The sequence below is a fragment of the Streptomyces sp. NPDC051921 genome (genome assembly GCF_040680975.1).
Classification (GTDB): domain Bacteria; phylum Actinomycetota; class Actinomycetes; order Streptomycetales; family Streptomycetaceae; genus Streptomyces.
This window is the reverse complement of record NZ_JBFAXU010000019.1, coordinates 96,142-116,975: the sequence shown is the minus strand read 5'-3', so window position 1 is coordinate 116,975 and position 20,834 is coordinate 96,142. Positions and strand designations below refer to the sequence as shown.

The window sequence follows — 20,834 nt, the reverse complement described above, 5'->3', positions numbered from 1 at the left end:
GGCGGGGCGCGGGCATCGGACGCCGTACTCAGTTCCCCGCGTCGCGGGTACTCAGCTCCACGGGTGGTCGGCGGCGAAGCCGCCGGTCCTTGTCCGTGACGTGGGCGTCTGCGTGTTCGGGCGGCGCGCGGACGTCCGGGGCGGGCGCAGCCTCCGACAGGTTCCGCTGAATCGATTCTTCAGGGACCCTCGGGGGTGACGCAGCAGCGCACCACCCCCGTTCCCCTCAGCCCGGGAGGCCGTACGCCCGTGACGAACCATTCCGCATTCCCCGTCCTGGTGGTCCAGCACGAGGCCGACGCCGGGCCCGGTCTGGTCGCCGAACGGCTGCGCGCGGCGGGCGTCGACCCGCGGCCCTGCCACCCGTGGCAGGGCGAGGCGCTGCCCGCGTCCCTGGAGGGCTGGGCCGGGCTGATCGTCCTCGGTGGCTCGCCCAACTGCGAGGACGACACCGCCGCACCGTGGCTGCCGCGGGTCAGGGCGCTGATACGGGAGGCCGTCGACGTCCGGGTCCCGCTCCTGGGCATCTGCCTCGGCGCCCAGCTCATGGCGCACGCGCTGGGCGGCGCGGTCGCGCCGCGCGCCGCCCGGGGCGCCGAGCTCGGCGCCGTACCGCTGCGCCGGCTGCCCGCCGCCGACGGGGATCCGGTGCTCGGCGCGGTACCGGAGGGCGCCCTGGCGGCGCAGTGGCACTGGGACGACGTCGAGCGGCTGCCGCCCGGGGCGGCGCTCCTGCTGACCGGTGACCACTGCGCATACCAGGCCTTCCGCGTGGGCGCGAGGGCGTGGGGCGTGCAGTTCCACCCGGAGGCCCTGTCCGACACGATCGCGGACTGGGCGGTGGCGGACGGTGCCCGGATCCGGGCCGAGGGCGGCGACCCGGACGTCGCCGTCGACTCCGTACGGGATGCGGAGCCGCTGCTGCGGACGGTGTGGGGAGCCGTGGCGGAGGCATGGGCCGCCACGGTGCGGGAGGGCGTGCCCGTGCGCACGCCGGTCGCGCGGGGGTGATGGGATGAGGGTGCGTACGCGCTCGCGTGCGCACGCCGTCCCCTTGAGGAGCAGTGCCGTCATGTCCGACTACCGCATCGAGACCGTCCGCACGGGTTACCGCACCTGGATCGCCCGTAACGACCGGGGCGCGGAGGTGCGGATCGCCGCTGCCGACGACGCGGACGCGCAGCCGTCGTTCACGCCCGTCGAGCTGCTGCTCGCGGCGATGGGCGGCTGCGGGGGCCTGGTGATCGACCGCACGGCGCGGGCTGTCGACCACGACGACCTGCGCATCGTGGTGGAGGGCGTCGCGGGTCCCGAGGACGACGGCCGGATCGGGCGGATCAAGGTGAGTTACGAGTTCGAGCTGCCCGACAGCAATCCGCGGGCGGCCGAGGTGTTCGCCCGCGGGGTGCGGCTCACGCACGAGAAGTACTGCACGGTGAGCCGCACCGTCGAGCACGGGGCCGAGGTCGAGGCGGTGCTGCCGGACGGGACGACCGGCTTCCGCGCCGGTGGCTGACAGCGCGCCCGTGCGTCGCCGGGACGCCGGGACCGGGGCCCCGCTCACTCCTCGATGGCGCCACCGATCCGGCGCAAGTGGCGCCGGAAGGTGTACTCGGGGTCCTGGGCGCGCAGTTCCAGGTACTCGTCGAAGCGGGTCTGGTCGCGCAGGGTGTCCCCCGCCCTGATCCGCCGGGCCTGGCTCCGCTCGGTGCGGAAGATGCCCTCGGCGGTGTCGAGGACGGCGGCCACGCGGTCGGCCGCCACGAACAGGACACCGTCGTCGTCGGCGAACACCACGTCGGCGGCGCCGACGACGTGCTCGCCGAACCGCGCGGTGCGGAGCGCCTCGGGCCCCCGCGGGTCGAGGCGCACGGGACCGGGCGCGCGGGCCCCGTACGAGAAGACCGGCAGTCCGATCTCGACCAGGTCGGGCGTGTCGCGGTGCAGTCCCCAGACGACGAGGCCCGCGAGCCCGGCGGCCTCGGCCTCCAGAACGGCGAGGTCACCGACGCACGCCTCGTCGCGGCGCCCCTCGTTGTCGATGACGAGCACGTCGCCGACGGCGGCGTGGGTGGTGAAGGCCTCCAGGAACACGTCGACGCTGCCGTAGTGGCGTACCGGGAGCACCCGCCCGGCGAGGCGCCGGCCGGGCAGCACGGGCACGATGCCGGCGGGCGCGGCCCGCAGCGGTTCCCCGAGCCGTACGCAGGCGTCGGCGATCAGGGGGGTGGAGAGCTCGGCGAACCGCTTGAGCATGACTGCTCCCTTCGAACGGGTGGGGCGGTCCGGATGCTATCCCGGTCGGAACGTCAGAAAAGGGCCAATCAGCGGCAATTGGCCCGTGCGCGGGCGTCGCGGCCCGCGATACGTTCCGCCCGGACGGAATCGAAGCAGGAAAGAAGCCGACGGGGACGGCGAAGGGGAGCCAGACCGTGATCGTGATCGCGCACCTCAGTGACATCCACATCGACGCCGCACCGCGCAGCAGGCGTCGGGCGCGGGCCGCCATGGACTTCCTGGACTCGCTCGCGTACGACTTCGACGCGGTGATCGTCACGGGTGACGTCGCCGACAACGGCGAGGAGTCCGAGTACGCGTGGGTCAGGGAGAACGTCCTGAGCTCCCGCCACCCGGTGCTCGCCTGCCCCGGCAACCACGACCGCCGGGACACGTTCCGACGGGTCCTGCTCGGCACGGAACCGCCGGCCCCGGAGGCGCCGGTGAACCAGGTGCTGCGCGGGGACGGCTTCGTCCTGGCGCTGTGCGACTCCTCGGTCCCGGGGAAGGACGAGGGCTTCCTGGAGGACGTGACGCTCGACTGGCTGGAGGCGGAACTGGCGCGGACGCCGGAGGGCACGCCGGTGCTCGTCGGCTTCCACCACCCGCCGACGACGCTCGGCATCCCCTTCGTGGACGGCATCCGCCAGTTCGGCGAGGACCGGCTGGCGGCCCTGGTCCGCCGTCACCCCTCGGTCACGGCCCTGCTGTGCGGACACACCCACACCGCCACGGCCACGCGCTTCGCCGACCGCCCGGTCCTGGTGGCGCCGGGTGTGGTGTCGATGTCGAAGCTGCCCTGGGAGCAGAGCGGCGACCCCCAGGACTACGTCTACCGCGACGAGATGGCCCCGTCGCTCGCCTTCCACCTGCTCACGGACGACGGGCGCCTGACGACCCACTACCGGAGCGTGCCGACCGCCTGAGCCGCCGGGCGCTCCATGACGTACGCGTTGCCGATGTCGGGATCGCCGTAGAAGAAGAACAGCACGACGGCGCCGCGGGAGTCGCCGTCGACGCGGAAGCGGCCGAGCGCCCGCTGCCCACCCCGAGCCATCCCCGTAGCCCTCGCTCGCAGGCTGTGCGGCTCCACCCCGCCAGACGCGTTGAACGTGTTCAACACATCCATCGGAAGCGGTCGGCAAGGGGGCGCGCGCTTCTCAGCCGAGCCAGACCGCGCGCACCGTCCCCAGCGGGTCCTGCGCCGTCCGGGGCGTCTCGTCCCAGACCATCGTCGTCCGGGTCGCGGGGGTGTACGCGGGCCACTCCTCGCCCGGGTCCTGGTCGGCGACGAAGCGGACCCAGGCCCGGTGGACCGCGTCGGCGAGGGCCTGGGGCGGGGTGCCCCCGGCGGCGGCCTCGACGCCTTCCGCGTCCAGGAGGTCGAAGGCGAAGGGCAGGTCGAGGCAGTGGTAGGCCTGGCCGTTGACGGCCGACGCCCACGCGAACTGGTAGAGCCAGGTGGGTTGTTCGCGCTCCGCGCGGGCGTCGGCGACGGCGAGGGACGGAGCGCGGAAGGTCACGTCGGTGAGCGCCTGGCCGAAGAGGGCCGAGGGATCGGCGTCCGCGTACGCCTCCGTGAAGGCGGCGACCCGGTCGCCGACGAGGCCGAGCCCGCCGAGCAGGACAGGCAGGGGCGGGCCGCCGGGGGCGGCGGCGGGCGAGGGGATCATGTTGAACTCGTGGGCGGTGAAGCCCAGCATCAGCGGGACCCCGGCGCCCGCGTCGCCCGTCGTGAGCGCGTCCAGGACCGGCTCGGGGATCAGCTCGCCGTCGGCGAAGGGCGCGAGGGACAGCATCGGCGGCAGTCCCTCGCGGTCAGGTCCGGGCTCCCCGAGCCTGTCCTGCAGGTCGAGGAGTTCGTCGTCGCTCAGGTCCTGGAGCGCGGCGGCCGTGGCGGGCAGGCCGGTGCGGGCGGTGAACAGGCGCGAGACGGTACGGGCGACCTCGGGCCCGTCGGGACGCATCACGGCCCCGGAGACGGAGAGGGCGCCGCGGAACAGGCCGCGCGCCGAAGGCACGGCGAGCAGGGTCTGGACGGCTCCGCCGCCCGCCGACTGCCCGGCGACGGTCACCTTGGCGGGGTCGCCGCCGAAGCGGGCGATGTTGTCCCTGACCCACTCCAGGGCGGCGATCCAGTCCCGTACGCCCCGGTTGTCGGGCGCGTCGTCGAGGCGGAGGAAGCCCTCGATGCCGAGCCGGTAGCCGAGGGAGACCAGGACCACGCCGTCCCGGTTGAAAGCGGCGCCGTCGTACCAGGGGCTGGCGGCCGAGCCGGCGACGTAGCCGCCGCCGTGGATCCAGACGAGCACCGGCAGACCGGCCTCCGGGTCGGGCTCCGGGGTGAAGACGTTCAGGTTGAGCACGCCCTCGCCGGGGATCGACGGCTCGGGGATGGTGGTGACCTCGGCGAACGGGCGGCGCTGGGCGGTCGGCCCGTACGCGGTGGCGTCCAGCGGCTCGGTCCACGGCTCCGGCGGGACGGGGGCCGCGAACCGGAGGGGGCCGACCGGCGGCTCGGCGTACGGGATGCCGAGGAAGCGGCAGCTTCCGTCGGCGCGCCGCTCGCCGCGGACCGGGCCGCGGGTCGTGGTGACGAAGGGGGTCTCCGGGGTCATGGGCATGCCTTCCTGGCCTGGCCGGTGCGGCGGCGTTCGGTGCTCGGAGAAGAGTGACACGTGTAACCTGTCCGTGTCACCTGCCCCGCCCACCGGTTCATGGGTCCGCACCGCCGGGCGGTTCGGCTCGGCGGCGCGGAGGGGGCGTGCCGCCGCCGGTTCACCCCGGCCCGAGCGGGGAAAGGAGGCGGTGTGAAACTGACTCCCGACGCGGCCGTCGGCGTCCTGGTGGTCGTGACCGGCGTCGTGCTCATGGCGGCTGGTGCGTTCTGGAAGGGGCGCGCTGTGCGCCCGCTCGCGCCCCGGCGGGCACGGGCCCTCGCCTGGCAGGCGTACCTGCGGGCGCTGACCCGCTCCGCCGAGCTGGCCATCGCGTCGGCACGGGGTGCGGCGGGCCACGGCGAGCCGGCGATCGTCACCGTCGAGGACGTCGTCCGGCTCGCGCACGAGCGGTTCGGTTACGAGGAGGTCGTCCGCGACCACGCGGCCGCGGCCCTCCGCCGCGCGTACGAGCGCTGCGGGTGCGCGGCCGACACGATGACCGACGCCTACAGCTCGATCCAGTAGCGCCGCTTGAGCCCGATCTCGGTCTCGCGGACGTCCTCCAGGACTCCCCCGTTGCGCTCGATGGTGCGCGCCGACGCGGTGTTGGTGTCGTCGCAGGTGAGCAGGACGCGGCCGAGGCCGAGGGCGCGGGCCTCCGGCAGGACGGCGCCGAGCGCCCAGGTGGCGAGGCCGCGGCGGCGGGCCGAGGGGCGGACGCTGTAACCGATGTTGCCGCCGGCGCGCAGCAGGAAGTCGTTGAGTTCGTGGCGCAGGTCGATCGCGCCGAGGTACGTGTCGTCCTCGACGATCCACCAGTGCGTGGCGTGCACCCGGCCTTCGGGCACGGGCCTCGTCCGGTCGGCCTGTTCGCGCAGTCGCCCGACCCAGGAGGCGAAGACCTCGGGGACGGCGAAGGCGTTCCGGGGGGCGAGCCACAGGCCGACGCCGTCCTGGCCGCTGCCCGGGGGCCACTCGGCGTGGGCCTCCAGCCAGGAGGCGTGCAGTCGCTCGGTGGGGGTGATCAGCTGCGGCATGCGGCGACCATAACAGCGCCTCGTGGCCGAGTCGGTGCGCGGCGCCCGCCTTGCCCCGGTGACGGGCGCCGATGGACGTCACTCGCCCGTGGTGCCGTCGATCCGCTCACGGAGCAGGTCGGCGTGCCCGTTGTGGCGCGCGTACTCCTCGATCATGTGGGCGAGCACGTACCGCAGCGCGTACGTCTCCCCGCCCCGACTCCCCGTCACGTCGAGGGAGGGCGCGGCGTCCACGATCGCGCGGGCACGAGCGCATTCGTCCCTCCAGACGGCGAAGGCCTCGTCCACGTCGGCCTCGTCCACGTCGAAGTCGGCCCAGTCCGTGGAGCCTGCCGGGGTCCAAGGGCTGCGACTCCGCTCGCCGTTGACGACGTTGCGGAACCAGCCGCGCTCGACCTCGGCGGCGTGCCGCACCAGACCGAGCAGCGACAGTCCGGAGGGACGGACGGCCCGGGTCCTCAGCTGCTCGGGCGTGAGGCCGGCGCACTTCATCTCCAGCGTGTCGCGCTGGAACTGGAGCATGGCGGTGAGCGTGGCGCGCTCGTCGGCGGTGCGGGGCGGCTGGATGCGGTGATCTTGGTCCATGGCCGCATCGTGTCAGCGGGCACCGACGCCGGGTCAGGGATTTCGCTCCTCGGACGGACTCGCCGCCGCCGGGGTCACCGCTTCGCGTAGTCGGCGAATCCCATCCAGTCCAGGGCCACGCACGGTTCGTCGCCCTCCACCCACGCGTCGTGTCCCGGCTGCACCTCGTAGAAGTGACCGGGAATCAGGTCGGCGGACTCACCGTCGCTCATGACCACCTTCATGCGGCCGCTGACCACGTATCCGACGTGGTGCGCCATGCACCTGTCGGTGCCGGCGATCGGCTTCACGTGCTCCGACCACTTCCAGCCCGGTTCGAACACGGCGCGGCCCACTGCCCCGCTGTCCGTGATGAGCAGGTCGAGCCGGCCCTTGTCGTCCTCGAAGGGACGGACCTCGTCCGCGGAGTCGAAGCTCCTGGAAACGATTCCGGTCATCGTCCGCCTCCCGGCGGTGGCAACGTACGACCCCGAGTCCACTTCCCAGACTACGCCGCGGGGCCCGGCCGCACCTGACCGCAAACCGCGTTGCAGGGGAAGATCGACGCGGGTTAGCTTGATCGTATGACTGCCGGGTCGGCCATGGGCCGTGATCGAGAGAGGCGCCCGGCCGTGGCGTGAGCGCCCCCGGCCGGTGGGCGCGGGGTCCGCCGCGGTCGTCCCGTCCCGTACCGCGTGTGCGGGAGAGGAGGAAGACACCAACGCCTGCCCTGCGAAAGGACCCCCTGTGGCCGCCGAGCTCAACCACACCGTCGTCCATGCCCGCGACAAGCGGGTCTCCGCCGAGTTCCTGGCCGAGGTGCTCGGCCTGGAAGTCGGCGCGCCCTTCGGACCGTTCCTGCCGGTCGACACCGGCAACGGCGTCACCCTGGACTACTACGACGCGGGGGACGCCGAGTTCACCCCCACCCACTACGCGTTCCTCGTGCCCGACGAGGAGTTCGACGCGATGATCGACCGCCTGGAGCGGATGCGCGTCACGTACTACGCCGACCCGAGCCACACCGAGCCGGACCGGATCAACCGCCTCTTCGGCGGCCGGGGCGCGTACTTCGACGACCCGTCGGGCCACAACATGGAGATCATCACCCGCCCGTACACACGGTGACGCGTCCGGCCGGCACGACCTGACGGACCCGAACCGCTCGACGCGGCCCGCGCATAACGATGCGGGGCCGCGTTTGGCCTTTCCCTGAGTTTTTGTTGAATCCTCAGCGGAGTTGGCGGTTCCGTGCATATCGCGAGGGGGTTTTCTGTGCACATCCCTTATCGGACACATCTACACATAAAGGCCAGATAAGAGCACAATGAAACCGCGGCATCGATGCCGCAAGCGCGGTCAGACGTGCAAGACGCCAGAAGGAGGCGAGTCGTATGGCCGACGTCTCTCACCGTCCCGGCGATATCAGGGGACACCCGGACGCGGGAGAAATGCGGGAGCGTTATGCCCGTATGCTCCAGACCCGAGGTGTTGCGGCGGTCGAGGAGCTGGTGATCATCGCCGGCATCTACGCCGCCGTCTCCGCGTGGACGGTCCACTTCTCCGCCGCGAAGCCGGAACTCGCCATCAGCAACCTGATCGTCGGCCTGGCGCTCGCCGGCCTGGGTCTGTGCATGTCGATGGCTCCGGAACGGTCCCAGGACCTCAACTTCGTGGTGCTGCTGATGGGTGTGTGGCTGATCGTCTCACCGTGGGTGGTCTCCCGGGACGCCGGCACCGGCGCGATCCTCAGCAATGTCATCACCGGCGCCTGCGTCTGCCTCTTCGCCCTTACGGCAGGCGGACTGCTCATGAGCAAGAGAAGGACGTGACATCCGATCCTCTCCGGAACGGCGTCGTCTCCTCGCACGAGGAGACGACGCCGTTCACTTCTGACGCGCCCGTGTCTGTGAACGGCCACTGCCAGGTAACGAATTGACCCACGCCGTTTCAGCCACATAAGTTCTGCGTAAGCCTTGCTCCACAGGGACAGGCTCCCGCTCTCAACCCAGTCCTTGGGGGGACAAAGTGAACTGGTACCTCGACGTCTTCAAGAAGTACGCAGTGTTCAGCGGCCGGGCGCGCCGCAAGGAATTCTGGATGTTCTTCCTGTTCAACCTGATCGCGGCGATCGTCCTGTCGATCATCGACGCGGCCCTGGGCATTCAGCTGCTGAGCCTGATCTACACGCTCGGCACGCTCATCCCGAACCTCGCGCTGTCGGTGCGCCGCCTGCACGACACCGGCCGCTCCGGCTGGTGGCTCCTCATCGGCCTCGTGCCGCTCGTCGGCTTCATCGTGCTCCTGGTGTTCTACTGCACCGAGGGCGACCAGTCGCAGAACGAGCACGGCCCGAACCCGAAGCTGGCCGGCGCCTACTAAGCCGGAGAGGCCCGCCAGAGCCGCTCGTCCACGCTGTTCACGAAGCCCCCGGAAGGTCCGCCTTCCGGGGGCTTCGCCCGTTCCCGCACGCTTTCCGCGGTGACGGCACGGCAGGAAGCGCGCACCGCCGTCGCCGCATAGAGCCGGTCCGGCGCAATTGCCGCCCGCCGCTTGTGCACCGAGGCGCAGGACCCGCCCGCACCGCCCCGCCTAGCCTCGCCGACACCAGGTGCGACAGTACGAACGAGGGGCGGTACCACCGGTGAACTGGCTCATCCACGACTACCGCGAGAGCGATCTCGCCGCGGTCGTCCATCTGATCGACACGACCGCCGAGCTCGGCCAGGAGTCGGTCTTCTCGCTGGCCGAGTGCATCGGCGCCCTCACCTCCCGACAGCCGGCCGTCGTCGCCGTCCACCAGGGCGCGCCCATCGGCGCCGCGCTCGCGTGCGTCGCCGGCGAGCGGGCCTGGGTGATGCGGATCGCCATCTCCTCGGCGTGGCGCGGCCGCGGCCTCGCCAGTGCCCTGCTGGTCGAGCTCGAGCGGCGCCTGGTCGCCGCCCGGGTGGCGCGGATCGCCTACGTACTGCCCGAGGAGGAACTCCTGGGCGAGGGACTGCTCAACGCCGGCTACACCCGACAGCCCGCGGTGGCCTACTTCGAGAAGGTCGAGCCGCTGCACGGTCCCGCCGCCAACCTCCTCGACGACCTGGGCGGCCGGGTCCTGCCCACCGACCTGTGGGCCAAGGTGGCCGGCATGGAACGCGAGAAGGACCTGATCGAACGGCGTGTCGTACTGCCGCTGGCCGAGCCCGAACGGGCCGCGCGCCACGGGGTGCGCCCGCCGCGGGCCATCGGCCTCTTCGGTCCGCCCGGCACCGGCAAGACGACCTTCGCGCGGGCCATCGCCTCGCGGCTCGGCTGGCCCTTCGTGGAGATCCTGCCGTCCCGGCTCGCCGACGAGGGCAATCTGGCGGCGGCGCTGCGCACCGCCTTCGCCCGGATCGCCGAGCTCGACCGCGTCCTGGTCTTCATCGACGAGGTCGAGGAGATCGCGCCCGTGCGCACCGAACCCGTACAGCCCGGAGGCATGCACGGCGTGACGAACGAACTCCTCAAGCTCATCCCCGGGTTCCGGGAACGCGACGAGCGGCTGCTGGTCTGTGCCACCAACTCCATCCGCTCCCTCGACCCGGCGTTCCTGCGCCCCGGCCGCTTCGACTACCTCATCCCCATCGGTACGCCGGACAAGGCGGCGCGCGCCGCGATATGGGCGCGCTACACGGACGCGCGCACGGACGTCGACGTGGACGCGCTCGTCTCCGCGAGCGACCTGTTCACCCCCGCCGACATCGAGCACGCGGCTCGGATCGCCGCGCAGAACTCCTTCGAGCGGGGCCTGGTGGCGGTCGGCGGGCACCCGGCGAACGGTGCCGCGTCCACGCCCGGCGCGACCACCGCGGACTACCTGGACGCGATCGGCCAGTGCCGGCCGACGGTGACCGCCGAGATGATCGAGCAGTTCGAGTCGGACATCACGACGCACGCCCGGTTCTGAGGGCCTCGGCCCGAGCCCCTCGATCCGCCCGCCCCCTCCGCCCCTCCCCTACCTCCGACCCCCGCGCCCCTTCCGGGCCCTCCGAACCCTCTGGGCCTTCCGAACCCGAACCCGAACGCGGCGCGCGCGGACGGCCGGTCCGTCCTGCCCGGACGACCGGCCGTGCCCCTATCCTGGTCGCGATCTTGCGGGGTGCGTGGGAGGGAGCGTCCGATGGAGACGACGGAGCCGGTCGAGGGGCTCGCGGTGATCGCGTTCGCCGACGGGCCGGACCTGGAAGCCTGGCTGGAGCGGCACCACGGGGACACGCCGGGCATCTGGCTGCTGCTGGGCAAGAGCGGCTCCGGCCTCGCCTCGCCCACGTCCGAGGACATCCTCGACGCCACGCTCGCCTTCGGCTGGATCACCGGCAAGCGCAAGACCCGCGACGAGCGCAGCTACCTGCAGAAGATCACCCCGCGCCGGCCGCGCAGCCTCTGGTCGCAGGTCAACGTGCGGCAGGTCGAGACGCTCCTCGCCGCCGGCCGGATGCGCGAACCCGGCCTCGCGGAGGTCCGGGCGGCCCAGGCCGACGGACGCTGGGAAGCCGCGTACCCCTCCCAGAAGGACGCGACGGTCCCCGAGGACCTGGCGGCGGCGCTCGCGGCCGACCCGAGGGCGGCGGCCGCGTTCGAGGCGCTCGGGAGGACCGACCGCTACCTGATCATCCTGAGCCTGTGGCAGGCCCGGACGCCGAAGACCCGGGCCGCACGACTGGAGCGGGCCGTGTCGGCCCTGACGGCCTCCGCCACCCCGTGACCGCTCCGGTGGTTCAGCTCCGCCCTCGCCGGTAGAGCACCTGGTGGGCGTCCCACTCCACGAAGGACTCCGCGTGGGTCATGCCCACGGCCTCCAGGAGGCGGCGGGAGGGGGTGTTCGCCTCCTGGGTGACGGCGACGACGGCCGGCACGTCCTCCAGGGCCCGTTCGACGGCCGCGGCGACGGCCTCGCGGGCGTAGCCCTGCCCCCAGTGCTCGGGCAGGAACTGGTACGACACCTCGGTCTCCCCGTTCCGCCCCTCCCTCTGCACGGTGACCAGGCCGAGGACCACGCCGTCGCAGGCCCGCTCCACGGCGTGGAACCCGGGCGCGCCGACGATGCGCCGCTGCCGGATGCGGATCACGGACTCGACCACCGGACCGCCCAGGTGCCGCCGCACCTCCGGATCGGTCCACAGCCGCGTCACGGCGGGGACGTCCCGGGCGCGCACGCCCCGGAGCACGAGCCGCTCGGTGACGAGGGGTGCGGCCGACCTGGTCGGTGCGGTGGATGAGGTCATACGTCGATGATGACAGGCCCGGGGACGTACGACCGACGACCGACCGCCCTCCCGCCCACGGCCCGACGTGCGACGACGCCCCGTCCGCCTAGCGTCTGCCCCATGAGAATCGGAATCCTTGGAACGGGACATGTCGGCCGCGCGCTGGCCGGCGCGTGGTGCGCGGCGGGCCACGAGGTGCTGATCGGCTCGCGCGCGCCGGACGAGGCGCCGCCGCACGACACCGGCGTGCGGATCGTGGCCACGGCCGACGCGGTCGCCACCGCGGACGTCGTCGTCAACGCCACCCCCGGCACGGCATCCGTCGCCCTCCTCGCCTCGGTCGGCGCCCCCGCCCTCGCCGGCAAGGTGCTCCTCGACGTCGGCGTCGGCTTCACCGAGACCGGAGACCTCTCCCACCTGGGCGAGAGCCTCGGCGAGGAACTTCAGCGCACCTTCCCCGCCACCCCCGTCGTGAAGACCCTGTGCACCATCGACCGCCTCGTCATGGTCGCCCCCGACTCCCTGGAGGGCCCGAGCACGGTCTTCCTCTCCGGCGACGACCCGACCGCGAAGCAGACCGTACGCGGCCTCCTCCACGATCTCGGCTGGCCCCCGGACTCCCTGCTCGACCTGGGCGGCATCACGACAGCCCGCGGCCAGGAACACTTCAGCCTCCTCTTCATCGGCATCGCCGAGGGACTCGGCTCGTACCGCTTCGGACTGCGCGTGGTGAAGCTGTCCGAAGAGCACGCGGCGGGGGCGGCGCCCTAGAGACCGCCGAGGAGGGCCTTCACCTCGTCCCAGTCGAGGTCAACGGGCGCGTGGGTGTCGCGCGCGGTGGCCGTGTCCTTGTAGCCGCTGGAGGTGACGACGCAGACCACGGGGCCGTCCTCGTCGGCCGGGCCGTGGGCGCGCAGGGCCGCGAGACCGGCGGCCGAGGACAGCTCACACCAGAGGCCCTGGGCCGCCAACTCCGCCTGTGCGTCCGCCATCTGGCGGTCCGTCACCGTACGGGCCGCTCCACCGGTCGCGCGGAGGGCGACGACCCCACGGTAGCTGCTGATCTCGCAGTCGATGGCGTACGCGGCGGTCGGGCCGACCGGGACCCTTGCCGTGTCGGCGCCGGTGCGCATCGCCTCGGTGAGCGCGCCGGCGGCGGCCGGCTCGGCCGCGTACACGCGCGGCACCGAGTCGGTGACGCCGAGCCGGGCCAGCTCCTGGAAGCCCTTGGCCACGCCGAACAGCAACTCGCCGTACCCGGTGGGCACATGCACCGCCGCCGGGGCACGCCCGAGTTCGAGGGCGATCTCGTACGCGATCGTCTTGTAGCCCTCGGGCCCGAAGGGGTGCCCGGTGTGGGCGGTGTCGGTCACGCTGCTGACCGACTGGTAGCCCAGCTCGGCCACGATCCGGCGCATCAAGGGGCGCACGGACGTGTGGGGGACGGTCAGCACGGTCGCGCCGTAGGCGCGGACGTGGCTCGCCACGGCGGGTGGGGCGAGGGGCGACGTGAAGACGACGCACGGCAGCCCCGCGCGGGCCGCGTACGCGGCCGCCGACGCGCCGTGGTTGCCCGAGGACGACACGACGATTCCGCTCGCGCCCGAAGCCACCGCCGCGCTCACCGTCACCCGGTTCAGCCGGTCCTTGTGGCTCCACGTCGGGTTGCGCGACTCGTCCTTGACCCACACCCCGTCGGCCAGCCGCACGAGCGGCGTGTCGCCCTCGCCGAGGCCCGGCGCGGCGAGCGGCGGCAGCAGCGGTGCCCAGCGCTCCAGGCCGTGGGCCGCCGGTCGGCCGAACAGGTCGTGCGGAACGCGGTCGTAGGCGTAGTCGACGTCCAGTGGGTACGCGACGGTGTCGGTGGACAGAATCGGATCGCCCTGTGTGAGCGGTGGCCACAAGGGGTGGGTCACCGCCGGATCGCGGAGCGAACGCTGCACGGTGGCAAGGGAGTTCATCAACCCATCCTCCTCTGCAGCGCGGCAAGGGCGCCGGCGCGCCGACCCGGCACCGCGCGCCGCAGCTCGACGAGCGCGGGACCGAGCGCGCGGGCCCGGGCCGGGTCCTGGATCTGCTCCCACTGGTGGTGCGCCCGGTCCACCGCGCCCTCGACGTCCGGCTCCTCGGGAGTCTGCCGCAGCCCGAGCCGGGCCTGCGCGGCGGCGATCCACAACTCGCAGCTGCGCGCCGGCTCCCCGGCGAGCCGCGCCAGGTCCGCCCGCACCTCGACCCAGTGCAGGGCCTCCCCCGACCGCGGACCGTACCGCCGCAGCGCGTCGCTCTCCCACGCCGCGGCCACGGCCGCCGCCTCCCCGTGCCGCCCGGCCATGGCGGCAGCGAGAATCGCCGGATGCGGATCCACCCCGCTCCCGGGCCGCGGCGGCCCGTCGGGCGCGGCCGCGAGGCCGGGCGCGTGCCGGCCCGTCCCCTCCGGCCCTGCCGCGCCGCCGGGCGCGTACGCGGGACGAGGGGGCACCGAGACCGGCCGGGCGGGGGTGGGGACGGGGCCGGCGGGAGCGGGCACGGGGGACGGCGCGTCGGCGCCCGTGGGACTCTGCGGCAGCCCGCCGAGCGCCCGCTCCGGGCGTGCCTCCGGCGCCTGTCGGACCTGCGGCTCGGGAGTCGGCTCGGGGTGCGCCGAGGAAGCGTCCTCGGACTCCTGCTCCGGGCGCGGCCCGGGGGCGAGGGTGGGCGTGGGCGGCGCCGGTCGCGGCTCGGGACCCGCCCTGTGGGTCGGCTCCGACGCCGCCTCCGGGCTGCGCTCCGGGCGCGGCCCGGGGGGCGACTCGTGCTGTGCCTCCGGCGACGCGGCCCCATGGGCCGGCTCCGGCCGCGCCTCGGTCGTCGACGCGGGCCGTGAGCCGGGCATCGCCTCGGGCATCGCCTCGGGGACCGCCTCGGGGACCGCCTCGGGGACCGCCTCGAGGGCCGGCTCGGAGGTCGGTCCCAGGGACGGCACAGGTGTCGGCTCGTCCAGCCCCTCGTCGGGCTCGCCGACACGCCCGTCGGGCTCGCCGACACGCCGGTCGGCGGCTGACGCGGCCGGCTCGTCGGCGCGGCGGGGCGCCGCTTCGTCCGCGGTCTCCCGGCCGGCTGCCCTCTCCCGGGCCGCCGCCTCCCCCGGCGCGGCCGTGGCCGCGACGGGAATCTCGTCAACTGCGTCCCAGGCGAGAGCGATCGCTCCTGCCGTCGCTCCCGCGCCGACCGGCGCCGTCGTCACTCCACCCGCCGCCCCGTCCCGCCGGGCGCCCACGCTCGCCGCCCGCTGCGCGAGGCTCCCCGTACCGAGGCGGCGGGTCGGCGGGGAGTCGACGAGGGCCACCGGAGGGGCGGGCTGCAGCGAGGGGGCCGGGGAAGGCGCGGCCGTCGGGAGCGGTGGCGTCAGGAGGAGGGACGGCGCGTCGCCCGCGGTCGCTGCCGCCGCCTCCGTGTGGAGGGTCGCGAGCGGCGGGCGGGCGCCCGTGCGCCAGAGGGTGCCGAAGTGGCGGAGGTAGTCCGGGGTGAGGAGGGTGCCGCGGCGCGGGAAGGGGGTGACGCGGGCGTGGAGCGGGGCCGCCGGGCCGAGGTCGAGGGCGTTCCGGTCGGCGGCGAGGCGCTGCCACAGCTCCGGGTCGACGGCCAGGTCGGCGACGACCGTGGTCGTGCCCGGGCGGCGCGGCGCGAGTTCGGCGGCGAGCCAGTGCCAGGGAAGTCCCGTGTAGCGCAGAGTCGTCGGCGTGCTCCGGGCGAGGGCCAGGTGCGGCAGCTGCTGGCGGCGGTCGAGTTGGAGCTGGCCGGCGAGGTAGAGGGCGAGCGGTCCGGGGCTCCCCGCGGCGGCGCGCAGCCGCGTGAGGACGGTCTGCGGGTCGAGCGGGTCCGCCAGTTCGACCACCGTCGCCGTGTCCGTACCCGCGAGCGCCCCGGCGGGCACCGCCGCGAGGGCGGGCAGCACCGACGCCGCGTCCATCGCCCGTCCCCGTCCTGCCGGTGCCGCGGCCAGCAGCAGGGCCGTACCCATTGCGTTCTCCGAATCGCTCACCACAGCAGCACCGTAACCCGTGCCGGCGTGGCCGAATGTCGACCGGTCCCCATGTGGGCCTTTGGCATATGCCGTAAGCACCACCGTATCGAGTGTTGCCAAATCCCTTACGGGGTGTCGTGGGCTGTGCCAAAGTCGTACCCGGGCTTCACCTTCCAGACTTGGCCGCGCCACGTCGCCTGCATCGGAGTACGACATGCCGTCCCATCTGTTCGCGGACCGTCCCGCCCAGCCTCCTGAGCCTGGCACCGTGGACGCGCTGATCTCGCAGACGCGGCGTCTGCGCGGCGACGTGGACGCGGTGCGCCGGGACGCCGCCGTGGACGAGGACGACCCGCACAACCGGTGGCAGCGCGCGCTGTGCGATCTGGCCGTGCACCAGCTGGACGATCTCGGCGAGCACCTGGGCCAGTTGAAGGAGGGCCTGCCCGGCCAGTTCCAGCCCGACTCGGCCGCCGCCTACGCCGAGTCCGCCTTCCAGGCCGTTCCCCCGCCGCGGCTGACCGGCTCGCTGCTCTCCCGTGTCGGCAGCGCCGAGTGGGACCTGCTCACCGACGACGTGCACTGGTCCGACGAGCTGTTCCAGATCTTCGGCCGCCCGGAGGAGAGCGGCCCGATGTCCCTCGACGAGCTGCCGTCCATGGTCTTCGCCGAGGACCAGCCCGTCCTCCAGGCGATGGTGACGGACTGTCTCATCGACGGAAAGCCGATCGACGGCGAGTTCCGGATCGTCCGCACCGACGGGCGGGTCCGCACCGTGCACATGACGGGCGAGCCGGTCCTCGACTCCGACGGCTGCACCGCGTCCATGTGGGCCGTGCTGCGCGATGTCAGCGAACTGCGCCGCAGCGAGCGCGCGGTCCGTGAGAGCAAGGACACCCTCCAGCGCCACCAGCACATCGAGCACACCGAGCGCCGGGTCGCCGTCGAGCTCCAGGAGGCCGTGCTGCCGCCGTGGCGCGGCTCGCTCCGGTTCGCCCACGACGGTCCCGCCCCGCTCGACGTGGCGGGGCACTACCTGCCGGCCGTCTCGACCGGTCTCATCGGCGGCGACTGGTACGACGCGCTGGCTCTCCCGGACGGGGACGCGCTGCTCACGGTCGGCGATCTCACCGGTCACGGCGTGGCCGCGACCTCCTCCATGGCGATGCTCCTCGGCGCGCTGCGCGGCATGGCCGTGGCCGGCATCCGGCCCGGCGCGCTGATGGGTCACCTCAACCAGCTCCTGGAGACCTCGGTCCAGCCCGCCCTCGGCAGTGCGATGTGCTGCCGCTACGACCCGGCCGCCCAGACCCTCACCTGGTCCCAGGCCGGCCACCCCGCTCCGCTGCTGTTCCGCGACGGAACGGGGCGCGCCCTGGCCCGCCCGGAGGGCGTGCTGCTCGGCGCGACGACCGGCGCGGCGTACGAGGAGGCCGAGACGCGGCTCCTCCCCGGCGACGTGCTGCTGCTCCACACCGACGGGCTGACCAGAACCGACGACTGCACGGACGACAGCGGTACGGAACGGCTGCTCGCCCTCGCCCCCCGCCTGTCCGCCGCGCGCGACGCGCAGGACTGCATCCGGTCGGTGCTGGAGGAGTTCGGCGAGGGCCCGCGCGAGGACGACGCCTGCGTGATGGTGGTCCGGGTCGGAGGGTAGTCGTGGCCGTCCGGCCACGGTGAAGGGACGCCGGGGACGTCGCCGCCGACGGGTCCCGCCCCACCTGGGGACCCCGCCACGGCTGAGCACGCCCGCGCACGCTCTCCGTCCCGCACGGCTTCACCGCTGCTGCCCGGCCGGCCCTCGCCCTGCTGCCCGACCGGCCGAAGACACGTCGAGGCACGCCTGGGCACGCCCGGAGATGTCCGGCACGCCGAGGCATCAGGGGCAGGCCGACCACGCCTTCGGGCTCCGGCCCGGTCCTGTCCCGCCTCCCGCGGCTCCGTCGCGCCGCGTGTGCGTGAGGGGCTGCCGGGGCCCGACCCGCGCGCCCCTCACGCCTCTCCGGTCCTGGGGCGGTTCGCCGGTGCCTTCGGCAGGGCGGTCTCGATCTCCTCCCTCAGGTCCTCGATCTTGCTGTAGCCCGCGTACTGTCCGGTCAGCCGGTACATTTCGCGCAGCCGGTCCCAGGTGCGGTGCGAGGAGGTGTCGCCCATGGAGACCAGGGCCAGCCGCGCGTACCGGTCCGCCTGTTCCGGATCGTCGGCGATGAAGCAGGCCGAGGCGAGCGAGATGTGGTCGAACAGCTTGGAGCGGTCGTGCCCGTGGCGCCGCAGTTCCAGGGCGAGCTTGGCGTGACGCTGGGCCGGGACCGCGGCGGCCGGGTCGTGTTCGGCGAGGGTGCGGTAGGCGAGCGCCTGCATGCCGTGCAGGTCGGCCTCGTCGAAGTTCTGCATCCAGCTGGGCTTCTCGTCGCCCTTGTCGGAGACGAAGAGGTCCTCGGCCTCGCCGAGGGTGCGGCGCATCGCCTGACCGCGGCCCATCGACGCCTGTGCCCAGGCCTCGATGGTCTGGAACATGGCCTGGGTGCGCGGCAACAGCCGTTCCCCCGCACCCGACTTGGCGAGCTTCATCAGGTCGAGCGCCTCGTCGGGCCGGCCCAGGTGGACCATCTGGCGGGCGGCGCGGGAGAGCGCCTCGCCCGCCCGCGGCCGGTCGCCGCCCTCGCGGGCGGCGTGGGCCGCGATGACGAAGTACTTCTGGGCGGTGGGTTCGAGGCCGACGTCATGGGACATCCAGCCGGCGAGCACGGCCAGGTTGGCGGCGACGCCCCACAGGCGCCGCTGGAGGTGATCGGGGTGGTGGTAGGCGAGCATGCCGCCCACCTCGTTGAGCTGACCCACGACCGCCTTGCGCTGCAGGCCTCCGCCGCGGGAGGCGTCCCAGGCGCGGAAGACCTCGACGGAGCGTTCCAGTGCCTCGATCTCCTCCGACCCGATGGGGGCGGCCTCGTAACGGTCGTACCCAGCGGGGTCGGCGTGGAGGGGATCGATGGCGCTGGGGGCGGCGCCGGGTCGTGCGGGGTCGGTGTGGAGCCAGTCGTGCATGGCGTTGGTGAGTACGGAGCCGGCGGCAAGCGCGGCACCCGCGCCCACCAGGCCGCGTCGGTTGAGCATGAGGTCCATTCCCGTGAATTCGGTGAGGACCGCTGCCGTACGTTCGGGCGCCCAGGGCAGCCCGTCAGGGTTGTCGGTGTTCCTGACGTCCCGCCGCTTGCCGGCGCGCCCGTGTCGTACGAACCCGAGGTCCTCGATGGTCACGACACGGCCGAGTCGCTCGGTGAACAGCGCTGCCAGCACCCGGGGGACGGGATCGCGCGGGGTCTCCCCCATGTCGATCCAGCGCCGCACCCGCGAGGTGTCGGTCGCCAGCTGGGGGTGGCCCATGGCCGCCGCCTGCCGGTTCACGAGTCTCGCGAGTTCGCCCTTGGACCAGCCGGCGAGGCCGAAAAGGTCCGCCAGGCGGGTGTTGGTCTGTCCGGTCACGTCTAAGCCCCCAGGTTCTCGGCTGAGTTGACAGTAACCCCCTGTCATAGGGCTGGCGACTATTCGCCAGGGTTCGCCAGGGTGCGCCCGATGTTCCGCCACCCGCGCCCGGGTGTCAGGTAGGAACGCGCCACCCCGCCCCGTCGACCGGCCCTCATTTTCCCCAGGGTGCGGATCGGTCGGGCGGGCGGGGCGACGCACGCAACTCGTCGGCGCACGAAGGGATCTGTCACCTCCATGTACACAGCATCGTCCTCCGTGACCGCCCCGCCCCGGCCGCTGCACCGCACCATCCCGGCCGGTTCCGGACCGTACCTCGCGCCCGCTCCGACACCGGGGGTGGCGCGGCCCAGGCGCTGGGCGGGGAGCACCGTCCAGCCGCCCAGCGGTCGCATCGACCTGTCCGGCCCTCAGGGCGCGCAGCTGCGCACGGCGATCGCGTCCGTCCACCGGATCTGCCCGGAGTTCAATCCGGTTCAGGTGCTGCGCCGCAGTGGACGTTCCGTGCTGATCGTCGGGACGACCGGTAGGACCACGGCGGTCGCGAAGTGTTTACTGGACCACTCCCCCGCGTGGGTCGAGCGGTTCAGGCACGAAATAGCGTCGTACCGCTCCTTCGTCCGGCACCGTCCCCCGGTGCGCGCGCCGCGGCTGATCGCCGCGGACCCGGAGAACTGCACGCTGGTCATCGAGCGGATGCCGGGACGGGCGGCCGCGCTGAGCCGGCATCCCGTCGAGGCGCCGCCCCGCGCGGACGTCCGCGCCACGCTCGGTGCGATCGCCCGGCTGAACGCCTGGCGCCCGCCGGCCGGGACCTTCGACGCGCCGCTCGACTACGGGGCGAGGATCGCCCGCTACCACGAGCTGGGCCTCTTCACCGACCGGGACCGGGACGACCTGCAGAAGCTGCTGCACGGGCTCGCTCCCGCGGGTGGCAGGCAGGGCATGGGGCAGTTCTGTCACGGTGACGCGCTGCTCTCCAACATCCTGCTGTCGCCCGCCGGTCCGGTGCTGGTCGACTGGGAGCACGCGGGCTGGTACCTGCCCGGGTACGACCTGGCGACGCTGTGGGCGGTGCTGGGGGACGCGCCGCTGGCGCGCCGTCAGATCAGCCAGCTGGCGCAGCAGGCGGGCACGGCCTCCCGGGACGCCTTCCTGGTCAACCTGATGATCGTGCTGACCCGGGAGATCCGCACGTACGAGACGGCGGTGCAGCGGACGATCAGGGAGGCTCCGCCGGCCGGTTCCGTGCCGGTGCCCGTGGGCGCGGTGTCGCCCGGCGAGGAACAGCGTCTGTTGCTGCGGCGGCTGCACGACGACTGCGCCATGGCACGGCGGGCCGTGCGCGCGGCGGTCGGGACGCGCTGAGCGCGGGCCGACACGAGACGGGGGTGGCGCGCCGCGCGCCCGGTGCCGACACACCGGGTGCGCGGCGCTTCCGTGTGCGCGGCCGAAGGGTCGAGGGCGGGGTGGGGCCGCTCCCGTGGGCAGCGCGGCCGGAGGAAGGAAAGTCGGCACGACACACCCCCATTGGTCTACTCCACTGACGCACCGCAGGCGGGCGCGC

21 protein-coding genes and 1 pseudogene are annotated in these 20,834 nt (G+C 73.6%); 12 read left to right on the top strand and 10 right to left on the bottom strand.

Annotation, left to right across the window (positions count from 1 at the left end; genetic code table 11):
- The first annotated feature begins 249 nt into the window (after nucleotides 1-249).
- Together AB0M16_RS24580 and AB0M16_RS24575 are read left to right on the top strand one after the other, a co-directional pair.
- Entirely contained in the window at nucleotides 250-1,011 is a 762-nt protein-coding gene (locus tag AB0M16_RS24580) for a type 1 glutamine amidotransferase (RefSeq protein ID WP_365346359.1), read from the top strand.
- Between the two features lie 61 nt (nucleotides 1,012-1,072).
- Nucleotides 1,073-1,516 carry an OsmC family protein gene (locus AB0M16_RS24575; RefSeq protein ID WP_365346357.1) on the top strand — a complete coding sequence of 148 codons (444 nt, stop codon included), beginning with the start codon at nucleotides 1,073-1,075 and terminating at the stop codon, nucleotides 1,514-1,516.
- A 44-nt stretch (nucleotides 1,517-1,560) separates the two neighbouring features.
- Here the strand turns inward: AB0M16_RS24575 and AB0M16_RS24570 are convergent, their stop codons facing one another.
- Nucleotides 1,561-2,256 (bottom strand): RraA family protein, encoded by a 696-nt coding sequence (locus tag AB0M16_RS24570; protein ID WP_365346355.1) that lies wholly within the window; start codon nucleotides 2,254-2,256, stop codon nucleotides 1,561-1,563.
- A 176-nt stretch (nucleotides 2,257-2,432) separates the two neighbouring features.
- On the opposite strand from AB0M16_RS24570, the gene AB0M16_RS24565 reads away from it, so the two are divergent.
- Entirely contained in the window at nucleotides 2,433-3,203 is a 771-nt protein-coding gene (locus AB0M16_RS24565; RefSeq protein ID WP_365346353.1) for a metallophosphoesterase, read from the top strand.
- Here the strand turns inward: AB0M16_RS24565 and AB0M16_RS24560 are convergent.
- Together AB0M16_RS24560 and AB0M16_RS24555 are read right to left on the bottom strand one after the other, a co-directional pair.
- Nucleotides 3,179-3,334, bottom strand: coding sequence for a hypothetical protein (locus AB0M16_RS24560; protein WP_365346351.1), 156 nt, complete (start codon nucleotides 3,332-3,334; stop codon nucleotides 3,179-3,181). The two genes, AB0M16_RS24565 and AB0M16_RS24560, sit on opposite strands and share 25 nt — an antisense overlap.
- A gap of 103 nt (nucleotides 3,335-3,437) precedes the next feature.
- Entirely contained in the window at nucleotides 3,438-4,895 is a 1,458-nt protein-coding gene (locus AB0M16_RS24555; RefSeq protein WP_365346349.1) for a carboxylesterase family protein, read from the bottom strand.
- Nucleotides 4,896-5,087: 192 nt separating this feature from the next.
- On the opposite strand from AB0M16_RS24555, the gene AB0M16_RS24550 reads away from it, so the two are divergent.
- Nucleotides 5,088-5,462 carry a hypothetical protein gene (locus AB0M16_RS24550; RefSeq protein ID WP_365346347.1) on the top strand — a complete coding sequence of 125 codons (375 nt, stop codon included), beginning with the start codon at nucleotides 5,088-5,090 and terminating at the stop codon, nucleotides 5,460-5,462.
- Here the strand turns inward: AB0M16_RS24550 and AB0M16_RS24545 are convergent.
- The 3 genes from AB0M16_RS24545 to AB0M16_RS24535 form a co-directional block, all read right to left on the bottom strand.
- On the bottom strand, nucleotides 5,444-5,974 hold the full coding sequence (locus AB0M16_RS24545) for a GNAT family N-acetyltransferase (protein WP_365346345.1): 531 nt from the start codon (nucleotides 5,972-5,974) through the stop codon (nucleotides 5,444-5,446). The two genes, AB0M16_RS24550 and AB0M16_RS24545, sit on opposite strands and share 19 nt — an antisense overlap.
- Nucleotides 5,975-6,052: 78 nt before the next feature.
- Entirely contained in the window at nucleotides 6,053-6,559 is a 507-nt protein-coding gene (locus tag AB0M16_RS24540) for a DinB family protein (protein WP_365346343.1), read from the bottom strand.
- Nucleotides 6,560-6,633: 74 nt separating this feature from the next.
- A complete protein-coding gene (locus AB0M16_RS24535) occupies nucleotides 6,634-6,996 on the bottom strand; it encodes a cupin domain-containing protein (protein ID WP_365346341.1) in 363 nt (120 codons plus the stop codon).
- Nucleotides 6,997-7,285: 289 nt separating this feature from the next.
- Between AB0M16_RS24535 and AB0M16_RS24530 the strand changes: the two genes are divergently transcribed.
- The 5 genes from AB0M16_RS24530 (at nucleotide 7,286) to AB0M16_RS24510 (ending at nucleotide 11,276) form a co-directional block, all read left to right on the top strand.
- Nucleotides 7,286-7,666 carry a VOC family protein gene (locus AB0M16_RS24530; protein WP_365346339.1) on the top strand — a complete coding sequence of 127 codons (381 nt, stop codon included), beginning with the start codon at nucleotides 7,286-7,288 and terminating at the stop codon, nucleotides 7,664-7,666.
- A gap of 344 nt (nucleotides 7,667-8,010) precedes the next feature.
- On the top strand, nucleotides 8,011-8,370 hold the full coding sequence (locus tag AB0M16_RS24525; RefSeq protein ID WP_365346337.1) for an SPW repeat protein: 360 nt from the start codon (nucleotides 8,011-8,013) through the stop codon (nucleotides 8,368-8,370).
- 196 nt (nucleotides 8,371-8,566) lie between these two features.
- Nucleotides 8,567-8,920: a DUF805 domain-containing protein gene (locus tag AB0M16_RS24520; RefSeq protein ID WP_365346335.1), complete on the top strand. Its 354-nt coding sequence runs from the start codon at nucleotides 8,567-8,569 to the stop codon at nucleotides 8,918-8,920.
- A gap of 262 nt (nucleotides 8,921-9,182) precedes the next feature.
- Nucleotides 9,183-10,478, top strand: coding sequence for a bifunctional GNAT family N-acetyltransferase/ATP-binding protein (locus tag AB0M16_RS24515; RefSeq protein WP_365346333.1), 1,296 nt, complete (start codon nucleotides 9,183-9,185; stop codon nucleotides 10,476-10,478).
- Nucleotides 10,479-10,691: 213 nt separating this feature from the next.
- The gene (locus tag AB0M16_RS24510) at nucleotides 10,692-11,276 is read left to right on the top strand and encodes a YdeI/OmpD-associated family protein (RefSeq protein WP_365346331.1); all 585 of its coding nucleotides are present in this window, start codon (nucleotides 10,692-10,694) and stop codon (nucleotides 11,274-11,276) included.
- 13 nt (nucleotides 11,277-11,289) lie between these two features.
- Here the strand turns inward: AB0M16_RS24510 and AB0M16_RS24505 are convergent, their stop codons facing one another.
- Entirely contained in the window at nucleotides 11,290-11,796 is a 507-nt protein-coding gene (locus AB0M16_RS24505) for a GNAT family N-acetyltransferase (protein ID WP_365346329.1), read from the bottom strand.
- A 102-nt stretch (nucleotides 11,797-11,898) separates the two neighbouring features.
- Here AB0M16_RS24505 and AB0M16_RS24500 point away from each other — a divergent pair, with 102 nt between their 5' ends.
- Nucleotides 11,899-12,549, top strand: coding sequence for an NAD(P)-binding domain-containing protein (locus tag AB0M16_RS24500; protein WP_365346327.1), 651 nt, complete (start codon nucleotides 11,899-11,901; stop codon nucleotides 12,547-12,549).
- Here AB0M16_RS24500 and AB0M16_RS24495 read toward each other — a convergent pair.
- A complete protein-coding gene (locus AB0M16_RS24495) occupies nucleotides 12,546-13,739 on the bottom strand; it encodes a pyridoxal-phosphate dependent enzyme (protein WP_365346325.1) in 1,194 nt (397 codons plus the stop codon). The two genes, AB0M16_RS24500 and AB0M16_RS24495, sit on opposite strands and share 4 nt — an antisense overlap.
- Nucleotides 13,739-14,140 (bottom strand): annotated as a pseudogene (locus tag AB0M16_RS24490) (hypothetical protein); the annotation flags it as partial. The pseudogene AB0M16_RS24490 and the gene AB0M16_RS24495, both read right to left, overlap by 1 nt.
- A 1,855-nt stretch (nucleotides 14,141-15,995) precedes the next feature.
- Here AB0M16_RS24490 and AB0M16_RS24485 point away from each other — a divergent pair.
- Nucleotides 15,996-17,441, top strand: coding sequence for a SpoIIE family protein phosphatase (locus tag AB0M16_RS24485; RefSeq protein ID WP_365346323.1), 1,446 nt, complete (start codon nucleotides 15,996-15,998; stop codon nucleotides 17,439-17,441).
- Between the two features lie 335 nt (nucleotides 17,442-17,776).
- Here the strand turns inward: AB0M16_RS24485 and AB0M16_RS24480 are convergent, their stop codons facing one another.
- Nucleotides 17,777-19,267: a hypothetical protein gene (locus tag AB0M16_RS24480; protein ID WP_365346321.1), complete on the bottom strand. Its 1,491-nt coding sequence runs from the start codon at nucleotides 19,265-19,267 to the stop codon at nucleotides 17,777-17,779.
- A gap of 237 nt (nucleotides 19,268-19,504) precedes the next feature.
- Between AB0M16_RS24480 and AB0M16_RS24475 the strand changes: the two genes are divergently transcribed.
- Entirely contained in the window at nucleotides 19,505-20,635 is a 1,131-nt protein-coding gene (locus tag AB0M16_RS24475; protein WP_365346319.1) for an aminoglycoside phosphotransferase family protein, read from the top strand.
- Nucleotides 20,636-20,834 lie beyond the last annotated feature (199 nt).